The 23,581-nt window shown below is 74.3% G+C and carries 22 protein-coding genes; 11 read left to right on the top strand and 11 right to left on the bottom strand.

The window, feature by feature from the left end:
- Positions 1-44 precede the first annotated feature (44 nt).
- Both ACFY7E_RS00875 and thpR read right to left on the bottom strand, forming a co-directional pair.
- Positions 45-1,034 (bottom strand): aldo/keto reductase, encoded by a 990-nt coding sequence (locus ACFY7E_RS00875; protein ID WP_383447595.1) that lies wholly within the window; start codon positions 1,032-1,034, stop codon positions 45-47.
- Positions 1,035-1,183: 149 nt separating this feature from the next.
- Positions 1,184-1,756, bottom strand: a complete 573-nt coding sequence (gene thpR / locus ACFY7E_RS00870) for an RNA 2',3'-cyclic phosphodiesterase (RefSeq protein ID WP_389479275.1) — start codon at positions 1,754-1,756, stop codon at positions 1,184-1,186.
- A gap of 37 nt (positions 1,757-1,793) precedes the next feature.
- Between thpR and ACFY7E_RS00865 the strand changes: the two genes are divergently transcribed.
- On the top strand, positions 1,794-2,294 hold the full coding sequence (locus tag ACFY7E_RS00865; protein ID WP_389479274.1) for a GNAT family N-acetyltransferase: 501 nt from the start codon (positions 1,794-1,796) through the stop codon (positions 2,292-2,294).
- Between the two features lie 67 nt (positions 2,295-2,361).
- Here ACFY7E_RS00865 and ACFY7E_RS00860 read toward each other — a convergent pair whose 3' ends face one another.
- Positions 2,362-3,699, bottom strand: coding sequence for an MFS transporter (locus tag ACFY7E_RS00860; RefSeq protein WP_389479271.1), 1,338 nt, complete (start codon positions 3,697-3,699; stop codon positions 2,362-2,364).
- Positions 3,700-3,725: 26 nt separating this feature from the next.
- The gene (locus ACFY7E_RS00855; RefSeq protein WP_062753095.1) at positions 3,726-4,169 is read right to left on the bottom strand and encodes a MarR family winged helix-turn-helix transcriptional regulator; all 444 of its coding nucleotides are present in this window, start codon (positions 4,167-4,169) and stop codon (positions 3,726-3,728) included.
- Positions 4,170-4,439: 270 nt separating this feature from the next.
- Here ACFY7E_RS00855 and ACFY7E_RS00850 point away from each other — a divergent pair, with 270 nt between their 5' ends.
- Positions 4,440-4,697 carry a hypothetical protein gene (locus tag ACFY7E_RS00850; RefSeq protein ID WP_389480984.1) on the top strand — a complete coding sequence of 86 codons (258 nt, stop codon included), beginning with the start codon at positions 4,440-4,442 and terminating at the stop codon, positions 4,695-4,697.
- Here ACFY7E_RS00850 and ACFY7E_RS00845 read toward each other — a convergent pair.
- A complete protein-coding gene (locus tag ACFY7E_RS00845; protein ID WP_383439271.1) occupies positions 4,667-6,118 on the bottom strand; it encodes an NCS2 family permease in 1,452 nt (483 codons plus the stop codon). The genes ACFY7E_RS00850 and ACFY7E_RS00845 overlap by 31 nt on opposite strands.
- A gap of 156 nt (positions 6,119-6,274) precedes the next feature.
- On the opposite strand from ACFY7E_RS00845, the gene ACFY7E_RS00840 reads away from it, so the two are divergent.
- The 3 genes from ACFY7E_RS00840 (at position 6,275) to ACFY7E_RS00830 (ending at position 9,588) form a co-directional block, all read left to right on the top strand.
- Complete coding sequence (locus ACFY7E_RS00840) at positions 6,275-6,553, top strand: DUF2530 domain-containing protein (RefSeq protein ID WP_389479268.1); 279 nt, start codon at positions 6,275-6,277, stop codon at positions 6,551-6,553.
- 88 nt (positions 6,554-6,641) lie between these two features.
- Positions 6,642-9,050: an HAD-IC family P-type ATPase gene (locus tag ACFY7E_RS00835; RefSeq protein WP_389479266.1), complete on the top strand. Its 2,409-nt coding sequence runs from the start codon at positions 6,642-6,644 to the stop codon at positions 9,048-9,050.
- 148 nt (positions 9,051-9,198) lie between these two features.
- Positions 9,199-9,588 (top strand): hypothetical protein, encoded by a 390-nt coding sequence (locus tag ACFY7E_RS00830; RefSeq protein WP_389479264.1) that lies wholly within the window; start codon positions 9,199-9,201, stop codon positions 9,586-9,588.
- A 49-nt stretch (positions 9,589-9,637) separates the two neighbouring features.
- On the opposite strand, the gene ACFY7E_RS00825 is transcribed toward ACFY7E_RS00830, so the two are convergent.
- Together ACFY7E_RS00825 and ACFY7E_RS00820 are read right to left on the bottom strand one after the other, a co-directional pair.
- Positions 9,638-12,817 (bottom strand): sacsin N-terminal ATP-binding-like domain-containing protein, encoded by a 3,180-nt coding sequence (locus ACFY7E_RS00825; protein ID WP_389479262.1) that lies wholly within the window; start codon positions 12,815-12,817, stop codon positions 9,638-9,640.
- 129 nt (positions 12,818-12,946) lie between these two features.
- The gene (locus ACFY7E_RS00820) at positions 12,947-13,876 is read right to left on the bottom strand and encodes a DUF3027 domain-containing protein (protein WP_389479260.1); all 930 of its coding nucleotides are present in this window, start codon (positions 13,874-13,876) and stop codon (positions 12,947-12,949) included.
- A gap of 448 nt (positions 13,877-14,324) precedes the next feature.
- Here ACFY7E_RS00820 and ACFY7E_RS00815 point away from each other — a divergent pair, with 448 nt between their 5' ends.
- From ACFY7E_RS00815 to ACFY7E_RS00800, 4 genes are all read left to right on the top strand, one after another.
- On the top strand, positions 14,325-15,704 hold the full coding sequence (locus ACFY7E_RS00815; RefSeq protein ID WP_389479258.1) for an MFS transporter: 1,380 nt from the start codon (positions 14,325-14,327) through the stop codon (positions 15,702-15,704).
- A 119-nt stretch (positions 15,705-15,823) separates the two neighbouring features.
- On the top strand, positions 15,824-16,306 hold the full coding sequence (locus tag ACFY7E_RS00810) for a DUF2771 domain-containing protein (RefSeq protein WP_383439285.1): 483 nt from the start codon (positions 15,824-15,826) through the stop codon (positions 16,304-16,306).
- Positions 16,307-16,313: 7 nt separating this feature from the next.
- Entirely contained in the window at positions 16,314-17,138 is an 825-nt protein-coding gene (locus ACFY7E_RS00805; protein WP_389479255.1) for a futalosine hydrolase, read from the top strand.
- Positions 17,129-18,025, top strand: coding sequence for a 1,4-dihydroxy-6-naphthoate synthase (locus tag ACFY7E_RS00800; protein WP_389479253.1), 897 nt, complete (start codon positions 17,129-17,131; stop codon positions 18,023-18,025). The genes ACFY7E_RS00805 and ACFY7E_RS00800 overlap by 10 nt, the downstream gene beginning before the upstream one ends.
- On the opposite strand, the gene ACFY7E_RS00795 is transcribed toward ACFY7E_RS00800, so the two are convergent.
- Positions 18,022-18,405, bottom strand: a complete 384-nt coding sequence (locus ACFY7E_RS00795; protein WP_383439291.1) for a cold-shock protein — start codon at positions 18,403-18,405, stop codon at positions 18,022-18,024. The two genes, ACFY7E_RS00800 and ACFY7E_RS00795, sit on opposite strands and share 4 nt — an antisense overlap.
- A gap of 135 nt (positions 18,406-18,540) precedes the next feature.
- Between ACFY7E_RS00795 and ACFY7E_RS00790 the strand changes: the two genes are divergently transcribed.
- A complete protein-coding gene (locus ACFY7E_RS00790) occupies positions 18,541-18,819 on the top strand; it encodes a hypothetical protein (RefSeq protein ID WP_389479250.1) in 279 nt (92 codons plus the stop codon).
- Here the strand turns inward: ACFY7E_RS00790 and ACFY7E_RS00785 are convergent.
- Together ACFY7E_RS00785 and ACFY7E_RS00780 are read right to left on the bottom strand one after the other, a co-directional pair.
- Positions 18,807-19,427 carry an HAD family hydrolase gene (locus ACFY7E_RS00785; protein ID WP_383439293.1) on the bottom strand — a complete coding sequence of 207 codons (621 nt, stop codon included), beginning with the start codon at positions 19,425-19,427 and terminating at the stop codon, positions 18,807-18,809. The two genes, ACFY7E_RS00790 and ACFY7E_RS00785, sit on opposite strands and share 13 nt — an antisense overlap.
- Positions 19,428-19,585: 158 nt before the next feature.
- A complete protein-coding gene (locus tag ACFY7E_RS00780; protein ID WP_389479247.1) occupies positions 19,586-20,734 on the bottom strand; it encodes a hypothetical protein in 1,149 nt (382 codons plus the stop codon).
- A 72-nt stretch (positions 20,735-20,806) separates the two neighbouring features.
- On the opposite strand from ACFY7E_RS00780, the gene ACFY7E_RS00775 reads away from it, so the two are divergent.
- Positions 20,807-23,362, top strand: coding sequence for a helicase-associated domain-containing protein (locus ACFY7E_RS00775; RefSeq protein ID WP_389479245.1), 2,556 nt, complete (start codon positions 20,807-20,809; stop codon positions 23,360-23,362).
- Here ACFY7E_RS00775 and ACFY7E_RS00770 read toward each other — a convergent pair.
- Positions 23,325-23,516 (bottom strand): hypothetical protein, encoded by a 192-nt coding sequence (locus ACFY7E_RS00770; protein ID WP_389479242.1) that lies wholly within the window; start codon positions 23,514-23,516, stop codon positions 23,325-23,327. The genes ACFY7E_RS00775 and ACFY7E_RS00770 overlap by 38 nt on opposite strands.
- Positions 23,517-23,581: the final 65 nt, after the last annotated feature.

Here is a 23,581-nt window from a genome sequence, read left to right as displayed (position 1 = left end):
CCCGGCCCCGGACGACGACCCACGCCGGCCCGGGGCCGGAGACGTCACCAGGCGAAGGCCTCCGGGGAAGGACCGGGCCCGGGGAAGATCTCGTCGAGCGAGGCCAAAAGCTCCTCGCCCAGCTCGACCTCCAGGGCGCGCAGGGCGCCGGCCAGCTGTTCCGGGGTGCGGGGTCCGACGATCGGCCCCGTCACACCGGGCCGGGTCAGCAGCCAGGCCAGCCCGACCTCGCCCGGCTCAAGGCCGTGCTTGTCGAGCAGGTCCTCGTAGGCCTGGAGCCGCGCCCGGGAGGCGGGGTCGGCGAGCGTGGCCGCCGCGCGCCCCTCCGTACGCCGCCTGCCCTCGGCCTCCTTCCTCAGGACCCCGCCGAGCAGGCCGCCGTGCAGCGGGGACCAGGGGATGACCCCGAGTCCGTACTCCCGCGCGGCCGGGATCACCTCCATCTCGGCCCGTCGCTCGAACAGGTTGTAGAGGCACTGCTCGCTCACGAGCCCGACCGCGCCGCGCCGGGCGGCGGTCTCGTTGGCCTGGGCGATCTTGTAGCCGGGGAAGTTGGAGGACCCCGCGTACAGGATCTTCCCCTGCTGGATCAGCACGTCGACGGCCTGCCAGATCTCCTCGAAGGGAGTGGCGCGGTCGACGTGATGGAACTGGTACAGATCGATGTAGTCGGTCCCGAGCCGCTTCAGGCTGCCCTCGACCGCCCGCCGGATGTTGAGGGCGGACAACTTGTCGTGGTTGGGCCACGCCTCACCGTCGGCGCCCATGTTCCCGTACACCTTGGTGGCGAGGACGGTACGGTCGCGGCGGCCGTCGCCCTTGGCGAACCAGGAGCCGACGATCTCCTCCGTCCGCCCCTTGTTCTCACCCCACCCGTACACATTGGCGGTGTCGAAGAAATTGAGCCCCGCGTCCAGCGCCGCGTCCATGATCGTGTGACTGGTGGCTTCGTCGGTCTGAGGACCGAAGTTCATCGTGCCGAGGACGAGTCGGCTGACCTTGAGTCCGGTGCGTCCGAGCTGCGTGTACTCCATGGGTCACCAGCCAACTGCTTCGAGTGCGCTCGAAGCAAGCACCCCTTCGGCTACTGACCGACCACCGACGCCACCGCGACGATGGCGAACATCAGTACGAGCACACCGGCCATGATCCGGTTACGAGTCTTCGGGTCCACCCTCCGAGGTTAACCCGCCCCGCCCCCGCCCAGGGGCCACCCCCCGACCCTCTCGTACCGGGGCCGCTCCCCCCGCACCCCGCTCACCGGCAGCTCCGACCGCACCAGGGCCAGCTCGGTCGCCTCCCACCGGCCGCCCTCGAACCCGTCGAGCACGTCCAGGAAGGGTCCCGGGTCCACCCCGTCCCCGCGCCCGACGGTCAGGTGGGCCCGATACCGGCGGTGCTCCTCCATCGCGATCCCGGTCCGGCGCGCGGCCGCGTCGGACCGCTCGGCGAGGAGCCGCAGCGCGTCCAGGTCCCCGGCGACCCCGGCCCACAGCACCCGTCCCCCGAAGTGCCCGCCCCCGTGGAGCCGCAGCGAGAACGGGGAGGTACGGGACGCGGCCCGTTCGAGCCGCACCCGCAGCTCGGGCAGCAGCGCCTCCTCCACCTCCCCCATGAAGGCGAGCGTGAGGTGCCATCCGGGCCGCGCGGTCCAGCGCACCCCCTCCGCCCCGGGCGACCGGCACAGCCGGTCGACGACGTGTCCGAGCTCGTCCAACCGCTCCGGGGGCGGCAGAACGGCGGCGAAGAGCCTCATGGGAAGAGTCTGACAGGCCGCGGCTAACCTCACCCGCATGAAGATCCGTAGGGGCGGGCCCGAAGACGTACCCGCGACACTCGCCGTCCTGGACAGCGCCGTCGCATGGCTGAACGGCAAGGGCATCACCGCCCAGTGGGGCACGGAGCCCTTCACGTCGCGCCCCGCCGCCGTCCGGCAGGTGGAACGGACGGTGGCCGAGGGAGACCTCTGGCTGGCGGAGATCGACGGCGTACCGGCGGGCACGATGACCCTGACCCCCCACCCGGGCCGGCACGTACCCCCCGCGACCGAACCGGAGGTCTACGTGCGCCTCCTGGCGACGGACGCCCGCTTCCACCACCGCGGCGTGGGAGCGGCGCTCCTCGACCGGGCCGTGGCGGAGACACGGCGCCAGGAGGTCTCCCTCCTCCGCGTGGACTGCTTCGCGGGCAGCGAGGGCCGCCTGATCGCGTACTACGAGAACCAGGGCTTCACCCGCACGGACACCTTCGCGGTGGGCGACTGGCGGGGCCAGATCCTGGAGCGGCGGGTCTGACGACGACGTACGGGAGGCCCCGGCCCCGTCGCACCAGGCACCACCCCGACCACCGCCCGCCCCAGGGCTACGCCGCGGTGGTCAGACGCTCCCGCGCCACGAACCGGACCTGCGGATGCCCCCGCCGCCACCCGACGGCGACCTTGAGCCCCCCGATCCGGGCGAGCACGAGCCCGACGACCACAGCCGCGGCAAACGAGATCAACCCACCCACGGCGAACCCGACCCGAGCGCCGTACGCGTCGGTGACCCACCCGAGCAGCGGCGCGCCGATCGGCGTCCCCCCGGCGAAGACCATCATGTACAGGCTCATCACCCGCCCCCGCATCGCGGGATCCGTGGCCATCTGCACGGCGGAGTTGGCGGTGACGTTGACCGTGAGCCCGATCATGCCGATCGGCACGAGCAGCAGCGCGAACAGCCAGAACGCCGGCGACAGGGCGGCGACGACCTCCAGGACACCGAAGACACCCGCCGCGATCACGAGCATCCGCAGCCGGGTCGAGCCCCGCCGGGCCGCGGCGAGGGCGCCCACGAGCGACCCGGCGGCCATCAACGTGTTGAGGAACCCGTACGTACCGGCCCCGACGTGGAAAACCCCATCGGCGAAAGCGGTGAGCCAGATCGGAAAGTTGAACCCGAAGGTCCCGATGAACCCGACCAGCACGATGGGCCACAGCAGATCGGGCCGCCCGGCCACGTACCGCAGCCCCTCCCGGAGCTGCCCCTTCCCCCGCGGTACGCGCTCCACCTTGTGGAGCTCACCGGTCCGCATGAGCAACAGGCTGACGATCGGCGCGACGAAGGAAAGACCGTTCAGCAGAAAGGCCCACCCACTCCCGACCCCGGCGATGAGGACACCGGCGACGGCGGGCCCGACGAGCCGCGCGGACTGGAAGTTCGCGGAGTTCAGGGAGACGGCGTTGCGAAGCTGCCCGGGCCCGACCATCTCGGACACGAAGGACTGCCGCGCCGGATTGTCGACGACGGTGACCATGCCCAGCAGAAAAGCGATCAGGTAGACGTGCCAGACCTGAACGTGCCCGGACAGGGTGAGTACGGCGAGCGCGACCCCGCACAGTCCGAGGGCCGCCTGGCTGACGAGAAGGAGCTGCCGCTTCGGGTACCGGTCGGCGACGACACCGCCGTACAGGCCGAAGAGCAGCATCGGCAGGAACTGGAGGGCCGTCGTGACGCCGACGGCGGCGGCCGAGCCGGTGAGGCTCAGGACCAGCCAGTCCTGGGTGATCCGGGCCATCCACGTACCGGTGTTGGAGACGATCGCCCCGGTGAAGAAAAGCCGGTAGTTCCGGATCCCGAGCGAGGAGAAGGTCCCCCCGCCCCGGCGGGTGTGGGTATCGGGTTTGTGGACGGGTGCGGAGTCTGCTCCGGGTCCCGTACTCAAAGTGCGTCGCCTCCTCGGCTCGGGGTCTACAGGTGTGCGAGCTTCTCCAGGACGGGGGCGGCCGCGCGCAGCTTGGCCCACTCGTCCTCGTCCAGACCCTCGGCGAGCGCGGCCAGCCAGGCGTTCCGCTTGCGGCGGGACTCCTCGAGCATGGCCTCGGCCTGCTCGGTCTGGCTGACCACCTTCTGCCGGCGGTCGTCGGGGTGCGGCTCCAGCCGGACCAGTCCCTTGGCTTCGAGCAGCGCGACGATGCGGGTCATCGAGGGCGGCTGGACGTGCTCCTTGCGGGCCAGCTCGCCGGGGGTCGCGGAGCCGCAGAGCGACAGGGTGCCGAGCACCGACATCTCGGTGGGGCTCAGCGATTCGTCGACGCGCTGGTGCTTGAGGCGTCGGCCCAGCCGCATGACGGAGGAGCGGAGCGCGTTCACGGCCGCGACGTCGTCGGCGGTCCCGTGGGACAGGTCAGGCATGTTCGTTAGCGTAACTCATTACTCTACCTAAATACCACCGGAAACCCGCCGACGTCGCACGAATCACACGCCCCGCCCCGCCCACACCTGCACGCACCCGCACGCACACACCCGCCCGCGCCCGCTCACACCCGCCCACCCCCGTACGCACCCGCCCGCGACAACACACACCGGCACAGATCACGCTTCGGCATCCATGTATCACCCGAACGAGTGAGTCAGATCCAGAAAGTGACGCAAAGAAGCACCGGCTGCCCCGACCCTGACGGCATGGGATCGACAGTGCTCAGCCTGCGCATCGACGGTGAGCTGCTCGACCGGCTCAGGAGTCACGCCGCGAAAAGAGGAATGAGCGTCCAGGACTACGTGGCCCGGACGCTCATTCGCGAGGATTTCGACGAGCGGTTCAAGACCGCCGTCGACGAGACGGAGAAGTTCTACGGTGCGGAGGGGACGGAGGCGGCGGCGCCGCCTCAGGCGCCCGCCCCGCCCCGGGATCACGTGAGGCCGAGCGCCGGCATCGCGTAGTAGAAGACGAACACCGCCGACACGACGTACATGGCGACCGGGACCTCACGGCCCCGGCCGGCCGCGAGGCGCAGCACGCTGAAGGCGATGAAGCCGATGCCGATGCCGTTCGTGATCGAGTACGTGAACGGCATCATCACCATGGCCAGGAACGCCGGCACCGCGATGGTGAAGTCGCTCCAGTCGATGTCCCTGACCGAGCCGGCCATGATCAGGAAGCCGACCGCGAGCAGCGCGGGGGTGGCGGCCTGGGACGGGACCATGGTGGCCAGCGGCGTGAGGAACAGCGCCACGGAGAAGAGGCCGCCGGTGACGACGGAGGCGAGGCCGGTCCTGGCCCCCTCGCCGACGCCCGCCGTGGACTCCACGAAGCAGGTGGTGGCGGAGGAGGAGGTCGCGCCGCCGGAGGCGACGGCCAGGCCGTCGACGAGGAGGACCTTGTTGATGCCGGGGAAGTTGCCGTCCTTGTCCGTCAGCTTGGCCTCGTCGCCGACGCCGAGGATCGTGCCCATGGCGTCGAAGAAGCAGGACAGCAGCACGGTGAAGACGAAGAGGACGCCGGTCAGGACGCCGACCTTGTGGAAGCCGCCGAAGAGGCTGAACTGCCAGAAGAGGCCGAAGTCGGGCGAGGCGACCGGGTTGCCGGGCCACTCCGGGGTGGTCAGGCCCCAGGACGGGACGTCGGCCACCGCGTTGATCACCATGGCGACGATCGTCATGACGACGATCGAGATGAGGATGGCGCCGGGGACCTTGCGGACGATCAGCGCGAGGGTGAGCAGCACGCCCAGGGCGAAGACGAGCACCGGCCAGCCGGTGAGGTGGCCGGCGCCGCCGAGCTGGAGCGGGACGGTGGTGTGCGCGGCGTCGGGGATGCGGGAGACGAAGCCCGAGTCGACGAGGCCGATCAGCAGGATGAAGAGGCCGATGCCGATCGCGATGCCCTTGCGGAGGCCGGCCGGGACGGCGCTCATCACGCGCTCGCGCAGGCCGGTCGCGACGAGCAGCATCACGACGATGCCGGCGAGGACGACCATGCCCATGGCGTCGGGCCAGGACATCCGGGGCGCGAGCTGGAGCGCGACGACCGTGTTGACGCCGAGGCCGGCGGCGAGGGCGATCGGCACGTTGCCGATGACGCCCATGAGGAGGGTCGTGAACGCCGCCGTGAGGACGGTGGCGGTGACGAGCTGGCCGCTGTCGAGCTGGTGCCCGTACATGTCCTTGGCACTGCCGAGGATGATCGGGTTCAGCACGATGATGTAGGCCATCGCGAAGAAGGTGGCGAAGCCGCCCCGGACCTCGCGGGCCACGGTCGAGCCGCGCTCGGAGATCTTGAAGTAGCGGTCGAGGCCGGAGGTCGGTTCGGGGGAACCGGACGGCTCGGGGGAAGAGGCCTTGGCGGTGGCCGTGGTGCTCATGGGAGTCCTCGTAGGAGAGTGTCCGTTTTGGCGGTTCATACGAAGGAAACCCGCCACAGGCAAACCGTTTCAGTATGAACACATGAACGAGTGGGAGTCCATCTCCGCGCGTAGACACGACTTTCGGCCATCCGGGCGCCACCTAGACTGGGCCCCATGGCGAAGTGGACACCGAAGCACGAGGCACCCGAGCCCCTGGAAGGGCCCGTCGTCGCCACCATCACCGGCGGAACGATTCTCTGGTTCGTCCTCTTCCTCGCCCAGCTCCCCTTCTACCGCTGGTTCGACGACCGGGACCTGACCTGGTGGGTGTGGACCTGCCTGGCCGGGGCGGGTCTCGGACTGATCGGCATCTGGTACGTGCGGAAGCGCGACGCGGCGCTCCGACGGCACGCGGCGGCGGCGCGCGAGGCCGGGGAGCGACAGGCGCCGTAGCGCCGGGCGGCAGCACCACGGGACCACCCGCCCCCCGTGTCCCGCTCCCGGCAGGTGAACGCCCGGTTCCGGTCGTACCGTCGAGAGCATGACGCAGCGGGCGAAGATCGACACGGACAGCGGCGGGACGGCGGGGAACGGCCCTCCCGTCGAGCACCGCCCGGCCGGACTCACCTCCGCCGAGGTCGCGGAGCGGGTCGCGCGCGGGGAGGTCAACGACGTCCCCGTACGGAACTCCCGCTCGGCCGTCGACATCGTCCGGGCCAACGTCTTCACCCGCTTCAACGCGATCATCGGCGTGCTGTGGGTGATCATGCTCTTCGTCGCGCCGATCCAGGACAGCCTCTTCGGCTTCGTGATCGTCGCCAACACCGGCATCGGCATCGTCCAGGAGCTCCGCGCCAAGAAGACCCTCGACGGGCTCGCCGTCATCGGCGAGGCGAAACCGAGGGTCCGGCGCGACGGGACCGCCGCCGAGCTGTCCACCTCCGGGATCGTCCTCGGGGACCTGATCGAGCTGGCGCCCGGGGACAAGGCGGTCGTCGACGGGGTGGTGGCGGAGGCGGACAGCCTGGAGGTCGACGAGTCGCTGCTCACCGGCGAGGCGGACCCGGTGGTGAAGAAGCCGGGCGACCCGGTGATGTCGGGCTCCTTCGTGGTGGCGGGCGGCGGCGCGTTCACGGCCACGAAGGTCGGCCGCGAGGCGTACGCGGCGCAGCTCGCGGAGGAGGCGTCCCGCTTCACGCTCGTCCGCTCCGAGCTGCGCACCGGCATCTCCACGATCCTCAAGTACGTGACGTGGATGATGGTCCCGACCGCGATCGGCCTGATCATCAGCCAGCTGGTCGTCAAGGACACCGACCTCAAGGACTCGATCGCCCGGACCGTCGGCGGCATCGTCCCGATGATCCCCGAGGGGCTCGTCCTCCTCACCTCCGTGGCCTTCGCGATCGGCGTGGTCCGCCTCGGCCGCAAGCAGTGCCTCGTGCAGGAGCTGCCGGCCATCGAGGGCCTGGCACGGGTCGACGTCGTCTGCCTGGACAAGACGGGCACGCTGACCGAGGGCGGCATGGACGTGACGGACCTCCGTCCGCTGAACGGCTCCGACGAGGCGTACGTACGGAAGGTCCTCGGCGCGCTCGGCGCGTCCGACCCGCACCCGAACGCCTCCCTCCGGGCGGTCGTCGACGCCTACCCGGACCCGGACGGGTGGCGCTGCACGCAGGCGCTGCCGTTCTCCTCGGCCCGCAAGTACAGCGGCGCCGCGTTCGACGAGGACGGCGGCGAGGGCTCGTCGTGGCTGCTCGGCGCCCCGGACGTGCTCCTGGCGGAGGGGGACCCGGCGCTCGCCGAGACCGACCACCTGAACGAGCAGGGCCTGCGGGTCCTCCTCCTGGCCCGTACGGACCGGGAGCCCGGCGCCCCCGGGGCGGCGGAGGCCGCCCGCCCGGCCGCGCTCGTGGTCCTGGAGCAGCGGCTGCGCCCGGACGCGTCCGACACCCTCGCGTACTTCGCCGACCAGGACGTCGCCGCCAAGGTCGTCTCCGGCGACAACGCGGTCTCGGTGGGCGCGGTGGCCGGGAAGCTGGACATGCCGGGCGCGGAGAACACCGTGGACGCCCGCACGCTCCCGGAGGACCGGGAGAAGATGGCGGAGGTGCTGGAGGAGAACGCGGTCTTCGGCCGGGTCACCCCCCAGCAGAAGCGGGACATGGTGGCCGCGCTCCAGTCGAGGGGGCACACGGTCGCGATGACCGGGGACGGCGTGAACGACGTCCTGGCCCTGAAGGACGCCGACATCGGCGTCTCGATGGGCTCGGGCTCGGAGGCGACCCGGGCGGTCGCGCAGATCGTCCTCCTGAACAACTCCTTCGCCACCCTGCCGTCGGTGGTGGCGGAGGGACGCCGGGTCATCGGCAACATCACGCGCGTGGCGACCCTGTTCCTGACCAAGACGGTGTACTCGGTCCTCCTCGCGGTCCTGGTGGTCTGCTCCCAGGTGGAGTACCCCTTCCTTCCCCGCCACCTGACCCTGCTGTCCACCCTGACGATCGGCGTCCCGGCCTTCTTCCTGGCCCTGGCCCCGAACAGGGAACGGGCGAAGCCGCACTTCGTGCGCCGGGTCATGCGGTACGCGATCCCCGGCGGGATCATCGCCGGGGCGGCCACCTTCACCACCTACCTCCTGGCCCGCCACCACTACAGCGGCACGGACGCCCTGGGGGCCGAGACCAGCGCGGCGACCCTGACCCTCTTCCTGGTCTCCCTCTGGGTCCTCGCGATCATCGCCCGCCCCTACACCTGGTGGCGGCTCGCCCTGGTCGCCACCATGGCCGGCGCCTTCCTCCTCGTCCTCGTCGTCCCCTGGCTCCAGGACTTCTTCGCCCTGCGACTGGTCGGCACGACCATGCCCTGGGCGGCGGTCGCGATCGCGGCGACGGGCGCGGCGCTCCTGGAAATGGCCTGGCGGTGGGTGGACCGGAGGTTCCCGGCGTAGGAGGACGGGCGGGTCCCGCCGAATTCGGATGCGGCGGGGCGCGCGCCGGAATACCGTGCCCCCATGAGGAACGCGCGCGCGACCGGCCCCCGGGGCTTCAGGTAGCCCGCCAGGAGACGCCTGGCGGTGGCTGCCCGAGGGAGTCCCCGTGGCCCGTACCGCTCATCACCCTTCCCGCGCCCGCCGGAGGCTCTCTCCGGACCACCTGACCGGCGAACCCTTCCACGCCGTCGTGCTCCACGACCTGAGGTACGGCGCCGGGGACCTCGCCGAAGCCGCCCGGGAGTCCCGGCGACCCCGCCCGCGCCCGGTCCGGCGGGCGGTCGCGGTCCACTCGCTGCCCCGGCACCGCTGGGACAAGACCGTCGCGCACTGGGCCGCCGAACAGGAGCGCCGGGCGCGGCAGCGCCTCCGCGAGCGGGTCGGCACGGTCCTGCGTCTGGTGAACACCCCCGACGGCGTCCTCGACCTCGCCGCCGCCGACGCCGTCGACGTACCCCCGGCCCGGCACCGGCACAGCGGGGTCTGGATCGCCTAGGACCGGTCCGTGCCCAGGCCCCTGCCGCGCCGCCCGTGTGTGGCGGGGGTCAGTCGAACCAGCGGTCCCGCGACAGTTCCTCCGTGCGGGTCGGGTCCTCCAGGAGGGCCGCGACCTCGAAGCGGCGGGGCCACTGGCCGGCGGACCAGGCGAGGCCGGCGGCGACGCCTTCGAGGGTGGCGGCGTGGACGGTGCCGTCGGGGGTGCGGCGCCAGTCGAGTTCGACGCCGCCCGCGCGGAGTTCCTCGTGCTCGACGTAGAAGCCGGGGGTGGCGGGCCCCAGCAGGGCCGTGACCGCGTCCGGGACGCCGTGCTCCTCGCCGCTCGTCGTGACCTGCGCCTCCACCGTCTCGCTCAGGCGGCGTACCTGGAACAGCTCAGCCAGGTCCACCGCCCGGGACGGGGAGACCGGCAGGAGGGGCAGCCCGGCCGTCAGGGGCAGGAGGTCGGGGGCGTCCGCCACCACCGCGTCCGCCGCGTCGACCACGGTCACCACCCCGTCCACGACCGCCCGCAACTCGTCCGGGAGGGTCACCTGCTCCGGGTCCAGGTCCGCGAGCGCCGTGTAGAGGGCGTGCAGCTGCGGGGCCGTCACGTCCCGGTCCGGGTCCGCCAGGCGGCCCAGCAGCTCCGCCGCGCCGCCCGGCTCGTCCAGGAGCGCCGGGACCGAGGTGCGGACGCCGAGCGCCCGCAGGACCTGCTCGTCCTCGAAGCCGGTCGCGTCGGCGGAGTCGTACAGGCCCATCAGGAGGGGGTCGGTGCCGGCCGCGCGCAGTCCGGCCGGGCGGCGGCCGTCCAGTACGGGATGGTCCCGGAGCCACCAGGCCGTGTACGAGCGGACGGTCTCCGTCCTGCCGTCCGGCAGGAGGACCCGTACGGGCTCGATCAGGGCGTCCCTCAGGGGCGGTGCGGCGAGCAGGGCGAGCGCCCGCGGCCAGGCGTCGTCGTCGACCAGGTCCAGGTCCCGCACGGCGACGATCTCCGTCGCCACCGGCGGCACCGGCGTCTCCGGGAGCCGGTCGAGGACGTCCTCGCACCACACGTCGACCGCGTCGAGGAGCCCGGCGTCGTCCGGCTCCGGGTAGTCGCCCTCGCGGGGCTCGACCTCGTCCGGGTCGAGGACGAGGTCGTTCGCGCGGACGAGGGCGAAGGTGGCGAGCACCCCGCACGCGGTGAGGGGCTGCTCGCCCCAGCGGGCGGCCAGGCCGGCGTCCACGAGGGCGATCTCGTCCTCGCGGACGACGGCGGCGAAGGGCGAGCCCGGCAGGACGAGTTCACCGGCCGGGGCGAGTTCGCCGTCCTCGTCGGGGAGGGCGAGCGCGCCCAGCCACGGCTCCTCGCCCGGGGCCAGCTCCGCGTCCCTGACCAGGCCGAGGACGGTCTCCGCCAGCTCGTCCGCGTCCAGGGCGTCGATGTCCTCGTCCCAGATCTCGCCCACGTCGAGGGAGGCCGCGACCGCGAGCCGCACCTGGTGGGTCGTCAGGATCGCGCGGGGCGTGGCGGGCAGGGCGCCCAGCTTCTCCAGGAGCGGGTGGGCCGCGTCCGGGTGCGCCACCTTCAGGCCGAGCCGGGCCAGCTCGGGCGGGGTGCCCTCCTGCGGCAGGAGGACCTGACGGGGGCCGATCGCCGTACGGGAGCGGGTGTCCCCGTCCTCCTCGGCCAGCGGCACCGGCAGGCCGGTGAGCCGGTCCGGGTCGACGCCCGCGAGGGAGTCGTAGAGCCGCCACCACCAGCCGGCGGGCCGGTCGACCCCGGCCAGGCGGTCGACCGCCTCCGTCAGCGGCACCCGGCCGACACCGAGCGTGCGCAGCTCCGGGCGGCGCTCCAGACCGGCCGGCAGGAGCGTCGGGAAGACCTCCGCGAGCACGTTCACGGTCTCCGCGCCCGCGCCCTCCACGACCTCCGCCTCGATCGGGCGGAGCGCGGGCAGCTCCTCGGTCGGGACGGCGGGCGCCAGGAACCCGACGCGCGGCAGCCGGTCGAGGATCGCCTCGCGCAGCGCCCCGTCGAGCGGGGCCTTGCCGAACGGGCCGGGCACGAGGTCGAGCGCGGAGGTCGTCACCGGCCGCCAGTCCGCGAGGAGTTCCGCGTACGCGTCGGCCGCCCGCTGCACCAGGAAGTCGGTGAGCGGCCCGGGCGCCGGGTGGCGGCGGGCGGTGTCGAGCGGCAGGGACGCGATGAGGAGGGCGGGGATGCCCAGGGGTTCGTCCGTGGGGGTCGGGGCGTGCACGACGGGGGTGGTCCGCGGGTAGCGCGGGGCCCCCGCGTCGTCCACGGGCACGGCCCAGGTGACCGACCAGTGGGGGCGCAGGCGCTCCTCGACCGGGCGGCCCCTGAGCAGCTCGGGGTCGAGCGGGCCGGCGTGGCCGACCGTCCGCCAGCGGTGCGCGCCGCTCGTGGAACCGCCCGCCCGGTCGCTCGCGGAGTCCTCGATCAGGACGTAGCCGTCGGCCTCGGAACGGCGGAGCGTTCGTACACCTTCGGGTGTCTCCACGACGACCTCGGACAGACCCGGAAGAGTGAGCAGCAGGGCGTCGTCGATCGACGAGAGGAGCCGCTCGGCGAGGTCGTGGGCGGCCGCGTCGCGCAGCGGGAGGACCACCACCGTGTCGTACCCCTCGGGCGCGGTGCCCTCGGCGGGCAGCGGCAGGCGCAGCAGGGGCACGTGGCCGTCGCGGCGGCGCAGTTCGTCGCCGAGGCCCGGGCTGTACCGGGCGGCCTCGGCGGCCAGTTCGCGGGCCTCCGCGAGGGACCAGCGGACGCCGCCGTGGCGGCCCAGGACGGCGGGCTCGTCGGTGACGGCGAGGACGGCGGCGAAGCCGACGCCGAAGCGGCCCACGGCCCCCGTGTCCCCCTCCCCGCCCTGCTCGCGCTTGGCGGAGGCGCGGAGGGTGGACAGCGACTCGGCGCCGGCGGCGTCCAGGGGGGCGCCGGTGTTGGCGGCGGCCAGGGCGGCGGGGCCCTCGCGGTCCGCCGGGTGCAGGGTGAGGCGGAGGCGGCCGGGGACGCCGGCGCGGCGGGCGGCGTCGGCGGCGTTCTGGGCCAGCTCGACGACCAGCCGGTCGCGGTAGCCGCCGAGCGCGAGGTCCTCCTCGGCGTTGGCGTCCTCGCGGAATCTGGCGGGCGAGGCCCCCCAGGCGTCGAGGACCCCGCGCCGCAGCCGTGCGGTGCCGAAGGGATCGGTTCCGTCGGTCGTCGTCCGGACGCTGACGCTCACGTCTGACTCCACTCTGCGGGGCGGTGATTCGGGGCGGGACCGGTGCGGTGCCGCTCCCGGGCCTTGGGCCCTGGACCGGAGGTCCCGGGGCCCGAAGGTACCGCGCCGCGCCGGGCGCCCCTCCCGGCGGAGGGCCCGCCCCTACGAGTGACCCAGGTCCTCCAGGACCTCGTCCGGTTCCGTCGTGGAGCCGGAGTCCCCGGCGGGACGCAGGGGGAAGGCGTCGACGGCCGTCGAGTCGTGCACCGGGAGCGCGGCGCGCGGCGGCTTCGGCATGACCGCGGCCTCCGAGTGCCCCCCGCAGCCGTACGCCAGGGAGACGACCCGGCCGTCCGCCGGGGAGAACTCGTTGGCGCAGACGCCGAAGGCCTGCTTCAGGGAGCCGGCGATCGGCACCAGGAAGGCGCAGGAGTCACAGGTGGCGGGGGCCGCCTGCGCCATCGGGGTCTTGGCGCCGAAGGCCTCGTCCCAGCGGTCCGCGGCCGTGTGCAGGCCGTAGCGGGACAGCACCCGGGCCCGGCGCATGCCGAGCTCGTCGGCGACCGACGCGATCGCGCCCCGCGAGGGGGTACGGGTCACGATCTCGGCGTCCTCGGCGTCGAGGTGGTCCGCCAGCTCCTCCGAGACCGCCGAGTTCGGCGGCGGCGCGTCCTCGCCGGTGTGGCCGGGCTCCAGGCGCGGGTCGTCCTGCTCGGTCGGCAGCAGGTCGCCCGGACCCATGTCGCCGGGGCGCAGCCGCTCGCTCCACGGCACCCACTCGGGGGCGAGGAGGGAGTCGGGGCCGGGCAGCAGGACGGTCTCGTCGAGCGTGACGTTCTTGGCGCGGGAGGCGCGCGTGACGGTCACCGCCCAGCGCCAGCCCCGGTAGCCGGGCTCCTCGCACGCGAAGAAGTGGGTGACGACGCGGTCGCCCTCCGCGACGACCTCCACGTGCGCGCCCACGATCCCCGGCGCGGCCGCCTCCTCGGCGGCCTCCCGGGCGAGGTCCACCGCCTCGGCGCACAGGCGGTCGGGGGTACGCGTGGCTCGCGGGGCACGCGGGGTACCGCTTCGCGTCGTCGCAGCACTCACAGGTATCGCTTCTCTCCTACGCCGTCTCACGGGTGCGCCGGCCGGGAGGCGGGAGCGGGGCAGCGGGCGGCGGGCGGAGCGGACCGGGGGGCCGCATCGACGTCCGCGCCCGACGTGTCTCGCGCGTCTCGGGCACACCTAACGCCATCCATTCTGCGGGATGCCGAAGAGGCGCGCGGCCGAGAGCTTCCGCCGGTGACGCGCTACGCACGCTACCCCGTTCCCGGGCGTCCGCCCACCTGCCCGCCCCAAGAGGCCCGCATCACGGACGAACGGGCCGGTCGGAGAGCCCCCGGGCGGGGGGCGACACGCCCGGAGCACGGGGACGCCCGCGCGGGCCTCCGGCGCGTCCCCGGGTCCGCCGCCGCGCCGCACGCGGTCCGGCCGGTCCGGGTGTATCCCGCGTCACGCCACGATTCACCTCCCGGCCTTGGGGCACTATGACGGGGTGGCAGCCGCACGGTCCCCCGCACGATCCGAGGATCAGGCCGGGCCGCTCCGGAGAGCGGGCCGGGCGGTCGGCCGTGCCCTGCACCTGCCCTTCACCGGCACCGCGAAGGGCATCCGGAAGGCCACCCACGCGCACGGCGCGGGCGAGTCGGGGCTCGGCAAGCTGATCGAACTGCACGCCGTGAACGGCGCCGGGGACGTCATGATCACCGTCGCCCTCGCCTCCACCGTCTTCTTCTCCGTGCCCACCGACGAGGCCCGCGGCCGCGTCGCCCTCTACCTCGCCATCACCATGGCCCCCTTCACCCTGCTCGCTCCCGTGATCGGCCCGCTCCTGGACCGCGTCCCGCACGGTCGGCGCGCGGCGATGGCGGGCGCCATGGGGACCCGCGCGGTCCTGGCGATCATGATGTCCGGCGCCGTCGCCACCGGCGGCATCGAGCTGTACCCGGCCGCGCTCGGCGTGCTCGTCGCCTCCAAGGCGTACGGGGTGGTCCGCAGCGCGGTCGTGCCCCGCCTCCTCCCACCGGGCTTCTCGCTGGTGAAGGCGAACTCCAGAGTCACCCTGGCGGGGCTGCTCGCCACCGGGATCGCCGCGCCCGTCGGCGCGGGCCTCCAGATGATCGGGCCGGGCTGGCCGCTGTACGGCGCGTGCGCGCTGTTCCTGCTCGGCGTGTTCTGGGCGCTGCGGATGCCGCCCAAGGTGGACTCCGCGCGGGGCGAGCGGCGGGCGCACCTGCTGACCCACGGCGAGAAGAAGCCGAGCCTGCGGACGGTCGGCCCGGCCGTGCTGCGCGGTCTGGCGGCCAACTCGGCCCAGCGGATGCTGTCCGGGTTCCTGATCTTCTTCCTGGCGTTCCTGCTGCGCGAGCACCCGCTCTCCGGGCAGAGCGCCGCCGTCTCCCTCGGCATCGTGGGCGTGGCGGCGGGCGTCGGCAACGCCTGCGGGACGGCGGCCGGCTCCCTGCTCCGGGACCGGGGCCACGGTCCCGAGGTGATCATCGCCACGATGATCAGCGTGGTCCTGGGAACCGCGATCTGCACGGCGGTCTTCTTCGGCGGCGTCATGGTCGCCGTCCTCGGCGCGGTCGCGGGCCTCACCCAGGCCCTGTCGAAGCTGTCCCTGGACGCGCTGATCCAGCGGGACGTCCCCGAGGTGGTGCGCACCTCGGCGTTCGCGCGCTCCGAGACCGCCCTCCAGATGGCGTGGGTGGTGGGCGGCGCGATCGGCATCGCGCTCCCCCTGAACGGCACCCTCGGCATGTCCGTCGCCGCCGCCATCCTGGCCCTGGGCGCCCTCCTGGCCGTCCGCGGCCTGCTCTCGGCCGCCCGCCGCCGCCCGGGCCCGAAGGACCGCCCGAAGACGCGGGTGGCGTAGTGCGGACGGGGAGGCCACGGGTCCCGGGGCGTACGGACGGCCCGGCGCGTCCCGTACCGGAAGGCGGCACGCCGTACCCCCGCGTGGCGCGGAAGCGACGGCCCGATAGCCTTCGGCTCATGACCGTTGCGTTCTTCTCCGGCTCGCGCCGCCGGACCGCCGTCGCCCTCGGGGCCGTCTCCGCCGGGCTCCTCGTCCTCTCCGCCTGCGACAAGCCGACCCCGGTCGCGACCCTGACGGTCGGAACCGACTCGGTCCACGCCGAGGCCTCCTGCTACAACGGCGGCGACGCCATCAAGGAGTCGGAGGTCCAGGGCTGCCTCAACAAGAAGGCCGAGAAGTCCCTGACCGTCGCTTCGGACGACAAGATCCGCTTCGGCGTCGACCCGGAGATCGCCGACAACGGCTGGACGATCTTCCTCGGCGGCCAGCAGGCCGAGGCGGAGCCGTACAAGAAGACCTACCGGACCATTCCGGCCAGCGCCTTCTTCACGTCCAGCCAGACCGGCGAGACCGTGAACGACACCCAGGTGACCATCGTCGAGAACACCGGCAAGAAGCTGACCGGCATCTGGCACTTCCAGCTGAAGAAGGAATCCTGATCCGCCGGTGACCCACCGGATCCTGATCGTGACGGCCGTGGCGGCGGAGGCGGACTCCGTCACCACCGGCCTCGCGTCCGTCGTGCCGGGAGCGGACTCCTTCGCCGCGGAAGCCCCCGACACGCCGGACACCCGGGACGTCCCCGCCGGCCCGGAGCGCGTTCCGCTGCCCGGGGGGCTCGTGCTGCGCCGTCACACGGACGGCGACCGCGCGCGCGTCGACGTCCTCGTCGGCGGGGTCGGCCCCGCGGCCGTCGCCGCCGCGACGGGAACGGCCCTCGCGTACGCCGCGCTGACGGGTACGGACCGCCGCGAGCGGCCCTACGACCTCGTCGTCTCCGCCGGGATCGCCGGCGGCTTCCAGCCGTCCGCCCCGCCCGGCTCCCTCGTCGTCTCCTCCGCGATCGTCGCCGCCGACCTCGGGGCGGAGACCCCCGACGGGTACCTCGCCGTCGAGGAGCTCGGCTTCGGACGGTCCGTCCACCCCGTGCCCGAGGCGCTGACCGGCCGCGTCGCCACCGCCCTGGCCGCCGGGGACGTGCCGTGCGCCGTCGCGCCCGTCCTCACCGTCTCCACCGTCACCGGCAGCGCCCGGCGCGCCGCCGAGCTGACGGAGCGCCACCCCGGGGCCGCCGCCGAGGCGATGGAGGGCTTCGGCGTCGCCGAGGCCGCCGCCGCGTACGGCGTGCCCGTCGTCGAACTCCGTGCCGTGTCGAACGCCGTCGGCCCCCGCGACCGCGCCGCCTGGCGCATCGGGGACGCCCTGGACACGCTCCGGCACACCGTCCGGCTCCTCGGCCGGACCGTCTTCGTGGAGGCTCCGTGCACCTGAAGATCGCCTACTCGCCCTGCCCGAACGACACCTTCGTCTTCGACGCCTGGGCCCACGGCCGCGTCCCCGGCGCCCCCCGGCTCGACGTGACCTTCGCGGACATCGACGTCACCAACGGCTGGGCCGAGAGCGGCGCCGACCCGCACGACGTCCTGAAGGTGTCGTACGCCGTGCTGCCCTGGATCCTCGACGAGTACGCCCTGCTGCCCTGCGGCGGCGCCCTGGGCCGGGGCTGCGGGCCGCTCGTCCTGACCCGGGACGCCGGGACCGGCGCCGACCTGGCCGGGAGGACCGTCGCCGTGCCGAGCGAGCGCTCGACGGCGTACCTGCTGTTCCGGCTGTGGGCGGCCGAGGCCGTGCCCGGCGGGGTCGGCGAGGTGGTCGTGATGCCGTTCCACGAGATCATGCCCGCCGTCCGCGACGGCAAGGTCGACGCGGGACTCGTCATCCACGAGGCCCGCTTCACGTACCAGGAGTACGGGCTGCACCGGCTCGCCGACATGGGCGAGCACTGGGAGACGACGACGGGCCTGCCGATCCCGCTCGGCGCGATCGTCGCCCGCCGCTCGCTGGGCGCGGAGACCCTCCGGCTGCTCGCCGAGTCGGCCCGCACGTCCGTGCGGATGGCCTGGGACGACCCGGTCGCCTCCCGGCCGTACGTCATGGAGCACGCCCAGGAGATGGACCCGAAGGTGGCGGACCAGCACATCGGCCTGTACGTGAACGAGTTCACGGCCGACCTCGGCGAGCACGGCTACGCGGCGGTCCGCGGACTGCTCACCCGCGCCGCGGCCGAGGGACTCGTACCGCCCCTCGGCCCGGACGCGCTGTCGTTCCCCGAGGGGGACCAGGACCTGTCCGGCGGATCAGGGCCGGACAGGCCCTAGACGTCGAGCTGGTCCGCGACCGCCCGCAGCAGGCCGGCGATCTTCTTGCCCGCCGTCTTCTCCGGGTAGCGGCCGCGCTCCAGCATCGGCGTGATGTTCTCCAGGAGCGTCGTCAGGTCCTGGACGATGGACGCGAGTTCGTCGGGCTTGCGGCGCTGGGCCGCGGCGACGGACGGGGTGGGGTCGAGGATCGTGACGGACAGCGCCTGGTCGCCGCGCTGACCTGCGACGACTCCGAACTCCACCCGCTGGCCCGGCTTCAGCGCCTCGACTCCGGCGGGGAGCACCGACGAGTGGACGAAGACGTCGCCGCCGTCGTCACGGGAGAGGAAGCCGAAGCCCTTCTCGCTGTTGAACCATTTCACCTTGCCGGTAGGCACGTCCGTCCTCGTCCTCGTCGATGGGGATGGCAAACAGCGGGTCGACCGACCCGCCGGCACCAAGGCTAATGGTCCGGAGGCCGGTGACAAGACGTCGCCGATGTGTTCCTACGGCCTGGGAACTACCCTGGCCGGATGCACAGTGAAACCCCTGCCGCGCCGGTGGACGACAGTGCCCCGGGCGACGGCCTCGTCAAGGCCGGTGTGGTCGTCTTCGCGATCGGCGCGGTCGCGACGCTGGTCACCGTGGCTCCGCTGTTCCTCGGAACGGACCCCTTCCCCACCGTCGCGTACGCCGTCTCCATGCTGATGGGGGTCGGATTCCTCCTCGCCGCCGCCGGTGTGATGCGCTCGATCGCGGCCCAGCGCCGCCAGGCCAGGGCCGGCGCGGGCGCCTCCGCTCAGGCCAGGTAGCCCTCCCACCAGGCACGGAAGTCCGTCAGGTCCGTCAGGACCACGTCGGCGCCCGCCTCCCGCAGCTCCTCGGCGGGGCAGGGGCCGGTCGCCACGGCCACCGAGAGGGCGCCCGCCGCCGCGGCGCCCCGGACGTCGCCGGTGTGGTCCCCCACGTACACCCGGGCGTCGTGGGCGCGCAGGGCCTCCGCCTTGCCCTCGGCCCACAGGCCGCCGACGAGCGCGTCGGGCTCGATGCCGAGGCTCTTGAAGTGCAGTTCGGCGTGCGGGCCGTTCTTGGCGGTGACGACGAGCGTCCGCCCGCCCGCCTCGCGCACGGCCCGGAGCGCGTCCTCGGCGCCCGGCATCGGGACGGTGGGTCCGATCGCGTGCTCCGGGTAGAGCGCCCGGTAGCGGGCCACCATCTCGGGGACGCGCTCCTGGGGGAACCAGTACGCCATCTCGTGGTCGAGCGGCGGCCCGAGGCGGGTCACGACGAGGTCGGCGTCGATCGCGACGCCGGTGTCGGCGGCGAACGCCTGCCACGTGGCCCTGATGCCGGGGCGGGTGTCGAGGAGGGTCAGGTCGAGGTCGAAACCGACGGTGAGGGGAGCGCTCGGAGAGGTCATGTCCCCATTCTGGGGCAGGCGTTCGAGGAGTGGGACCAGAGCCCCCCGGAGATGCGGGGAGGACATCCCGGGGGCACGGGGAGGACATCCGGGGGGTGTGGGGAGGACATCTCGGGGGTCGGGGGCCGGGTTCCTCGGGGGTGTGGCTCCGGGGCGGCTCAGTGTTTGCGGGAGCGCCACAGCAGGAACAGGGCCGACGCGACCGCCGCCCCCCGCAGGACCCACGGCCAGGTCTCCGCGACCGCCGCGGCCATCGCCTCGCCGCCCGGGGTCACCGGGGCGCCCCAGCGGCCCTGGAGGCGGCCCCACAGCCAGAGGATCCCGGAGCCGGCGGCGAGGCCCGGGATCACCAGGACCGCGCCCTTGACCTCGCCGGGGGTCAGCCGGCGGGAGGCGTACGCGAGGAGCCAGCCCCCGGCGAGGGCGAGGAGCGAGCCGAAGACGGCGCCGCCGAGCAGGAGCAGCGCGGCGAGCAGGACGAAGGGGTTGGCGAGGCGGGGGCGGGCCGGTACCGCCGCCACCGGCGCCTCCGTCCCGGGGGCCGGGGCGGGCGCGGCCTTGCGCGGGCGCAGGAGCCGGGCGAGGCGGCGGCGCTTCCCGGGCGCGGAGCCCTCGGCCTCCGCTTCCCCGTCCTCCTCGTCCTCCTCGGGGACGGGCGGCCTGAAGAGGTCCGGGCGCTCGACCCCGCCGAAGAAGCCGGGGACGCCGTCCGTGACGTCCTCCGTCCGCCACCAGTCCGGTCCCTCCGCGCCGTCGAAGGCGGCCCTCTCCGTTCCGCCGTGGAACAGCGGACGGTCCGGGGCCGACACGCCGGGGCGGGGGGCCGGGATTCCGGGCCCGCCGGAGACGGAGCCGTCGCGGGGCGTCCCGGCTGCGGGAGCGGAGCCCTCTCGGGGCGTTCGGCCGTTACGGCCCGTCCGGTCGCCGCGAGCCGGCCCCCCGTCGCGGTCCGACCCGCCGCCGGTCGGGGTGCCTCCGGACTTTCCCGTACGGGTCCCCGTCTCCGTCCCCCGGGGCGGCCTTCCCCCGCGTGGTCGCGGCAGCGGTCCCCCGGTGGTCTCCGGGTTTCCGGCGTCCCCCGGCGCCCCCGCGCGGTCCACGACCTCGGCCGGGGTGCCCAGGGCGCCGAGGATGCCCCGTACCGCCGCCGGGGTCTCCTCGTGCTGGGTGGCGCGCCGGCGGTCGATCTCGTCGCGGAGCGTCGACACGAGCCGTGCGCGGTCGCCCGCCGGCAGGTGGCGCTGCTGGGCCAGATCGCCGACCCGGCTCAGGTAGTCGTAGACCAACTGGTCGCTCTCGATGCCCACGGTGCCCCTCCACGGCCGGTTCGCCCGGTACGGCCCGACGTTAGCGCCTGCGCAGCGGTTAACGTGGTCCGGATGGGGATCGGTGAGCTCGACCGGGAGGCGCACGTGGCCGAGGGGACTGGCGCCGTGGCGCCCCGCACGCTCGCGGAGGCGCTTCGCGCACGGGGCGACGAGGGACTCGCCGCGCTGCTGCGCGCCCGCCCCGACCTGCTGAACCCCGTGCCGAACGACCTGACGCAGCTGGCGACCCGCGCCGGGACGCGGGGCTCGGTGGTGCGGGCCCTGGAGCGGCTCGACCGGTTCGCGCTCCAGACGGCCGAGGCGCTCGCCGTCGCCCCGGACCCGGCCCCGTACTCCGTACTCCTGGCCCTGCTCACCGGTGACGAGGGCGATCCGGTGATCGGGGCGACGCTGCCGGGCGCGGTGGCGCTGCTGCGCGAACAGGCGCTCGTGTGGGGCGAGGACGACCGGCTGCGGCTCGTGCGGACCGCGCGCGAGCTGCTCTCGCCGTCGCCGCAGCACCCCTCGCCGACCGGGCTCGGGCCGACGGTCGCCGAGGCGACGTCGGGGATGTCGCCGGGCCGGGTGCAGGAGATCATCGCGGCGGTCGGCCTCGCCGCGACGCACGACCCGGTGTCGGCGGTGGCGGCCCTGACCGGGCTCTTCACCGACCGGGCCCGGATGAGTGCGTTCCTCGACGGGGCGCCGCCGGAGGCGCTGGCCGTCCTGGACCGGCTCGTGTGGGGGCCGCCGTACGGCGAGGTGACGGCGAACCCGGCCCCGCCGGTGCGCTGGCTGCGCGACCGGGGCCTGCTGCTTCCGGTGTCGGCGCGGACGATGGTGCTGCCGCGCGAGGTGGCGCTGCACCTGCGGGGCGGGCGGGCGCACCGGATGCCGGAGCCGGTGGCGCCGGAGGTGGGCGTCCTGCGCGACCACCGTCCCCAGGTGGTGGACAGCGCGGCGGCCGGACAGGCGTACACGGCGCTGGCGACCGTCGAGGAGCTGCTGAAGTCCTGGGACGAGGGGGGTCCGCAGGTGCTGCGGGCGGGCGGGCTCTCCGTGCGGGACCTGCGGCGGACCGCCGCCGCCCTGGACGTGACGGAGGAGGTCGCCGCGTTCTGGCTGGAGCTCTGCCACGGGGCGGGGCTGCTCGCGTCGGACGGGGAGGCGGACGAGCGGTACGCGCCGACGCCCGCCTACGACGACTGGCTGGACCTGCCGCCCGCCGAGCGCTGGGCACGGCTCGTCACGCCCTGGCTCGCCTCGACCCGTACGCCGGGTCTGGTCGGCGGCCAGGACGCGAAGGGACGCGCGCTCTCCGCGCTCGGCCCGGATCTGGACCGGGCGGCCGCGCCCGAGGTGCGGCACCGGGTGCTCGGTCTCCTGGCGACGCTTCCGCCGGGTGCGGCGGCCGATCCGGAGACGCTGTTCGCGCGGTTGCGGTGGGAGCGGCCGCTGCGGGGCGGGGCCCCCACCGGTCCCGCCGCCCCCGGTGCGGAAGGCACCGGCTCCGGCCTCCCCGACGACCTGCGGTCGCGGCTCGCGCGCTGGGCGCTCGCGGAGGCCGAACTCCTGGGGCTCACCGGCCGGGGCGCCCTGTCGGCCCCGGCGCGGGCGCTGCTCAACCTGCCGCTGGCCGAGGCCGCGTCGCCCGCCGACGAGGGCGGCGGGGTGGAGGAGTCGGTGGCCGCCGAGCGGGCGGCGACGCTGCTCGCGCCGCTGCTGCCGGAGGCCGTCGACCACGTGCTGCTCCAGGCCGACCTGACGGCCGTCGCGCCCGGTCCGCTGCGGCGGCCCCTGGCGGACGCGCTCGCGGTCCTCGCGGACGTGGAGTCGAAGGGCGGCGCGACGGTGTACCGGTTCACGCCCGGTTCCGTACGGCGGGCGCTCGACTCCGGTCTGACCGCGTCCGGCCTGCACGACTTCCTGGCCGCGCACTCCCGCACGCCGGTGCCGCAGCCGCTCGCGTACCTGGTGGACGACGTGGCCCGGCGCCACGGGCACCTGCGGGTGGGGGCGGCGTCCGCGTACGTGCGCTGCGACGACGACACCGTCCTCGGCGAGATCCTGGCCGACCGGCGCTCGGCCGCCCTGGGCCTGCGGCGCCTGGCGCCGACGGTCCTCGCCGCGCAGGCGGACCCGGCGTCGCTGCTCGACGGGCTGCGGGCGATGGGGTACGCCCCGGCGGCCGAGTCGGCGGAGGGGGACGTCCTGGTCACGCGCGCCGACGCGTACCGCACGCCCGCGCGTACGGCCCCCGTGCCCGTCCCGGACGGGCCGCCCGCCCCCGACGCCACCCTCCTGGGCGCGGCGGTGAAGGCGATCCGGGCCGGCGACCGGGCGGCGACGGCGGTCCGCAGGGAACCGGCGGCCCCGGCCCCGGCCGGTTCGCTCCCCCGCACCTCGTCCGCCGAGACCCTGGCGACCGTCCAGGCGGCCGCGATGACCGGCTCGGCGGTCTGGATCGGCTACGTGAACGCGGACGGCGCGGCGAGCCAGCGCGTGATCGCCCCGGTCCGCGTGGAGGGCGGCTTCGTGACGGGCTACGACCACACGGCCGACGAGATGCGCACGTATCCGCTGCACCGGATCACGGGCGTGGCGGAGCTGGCGGACGACCAGGTGTGAGGGGGCCGGAGCCGGCCTCAGCGCGCGGGGCCACCAGGACACCGGGGTCGAGCTTCAGCGTGAACGGCGCCTCCACGGCCGTCTCGCGCCCGGCCTCGGCGACGAGCCGCTCCACGTGGTGGCCGTCCCGCCGCTCGGAGACATCGTGAGCCACGCCCATCTCCCGCCACCTCCCTCGCGCGGAAACCGGTGCCGCCGGTGTGGTGGCCCCTGCCGACA

It is taken from the genome of Streptomyces sp. NPDC012825 (assembly GCF_042900925.1).
Taxonomy (GTDB): domain Bacteria; phylum Actinomycetota; class Actinomycetes; order Streptomycetales; family Streptomycetaceae; genus Streptomyces.
Note: the sequence above shows the minus strand (reverse complement) of the source record. Positions and strands in the feature narration are given on the sequence as shown.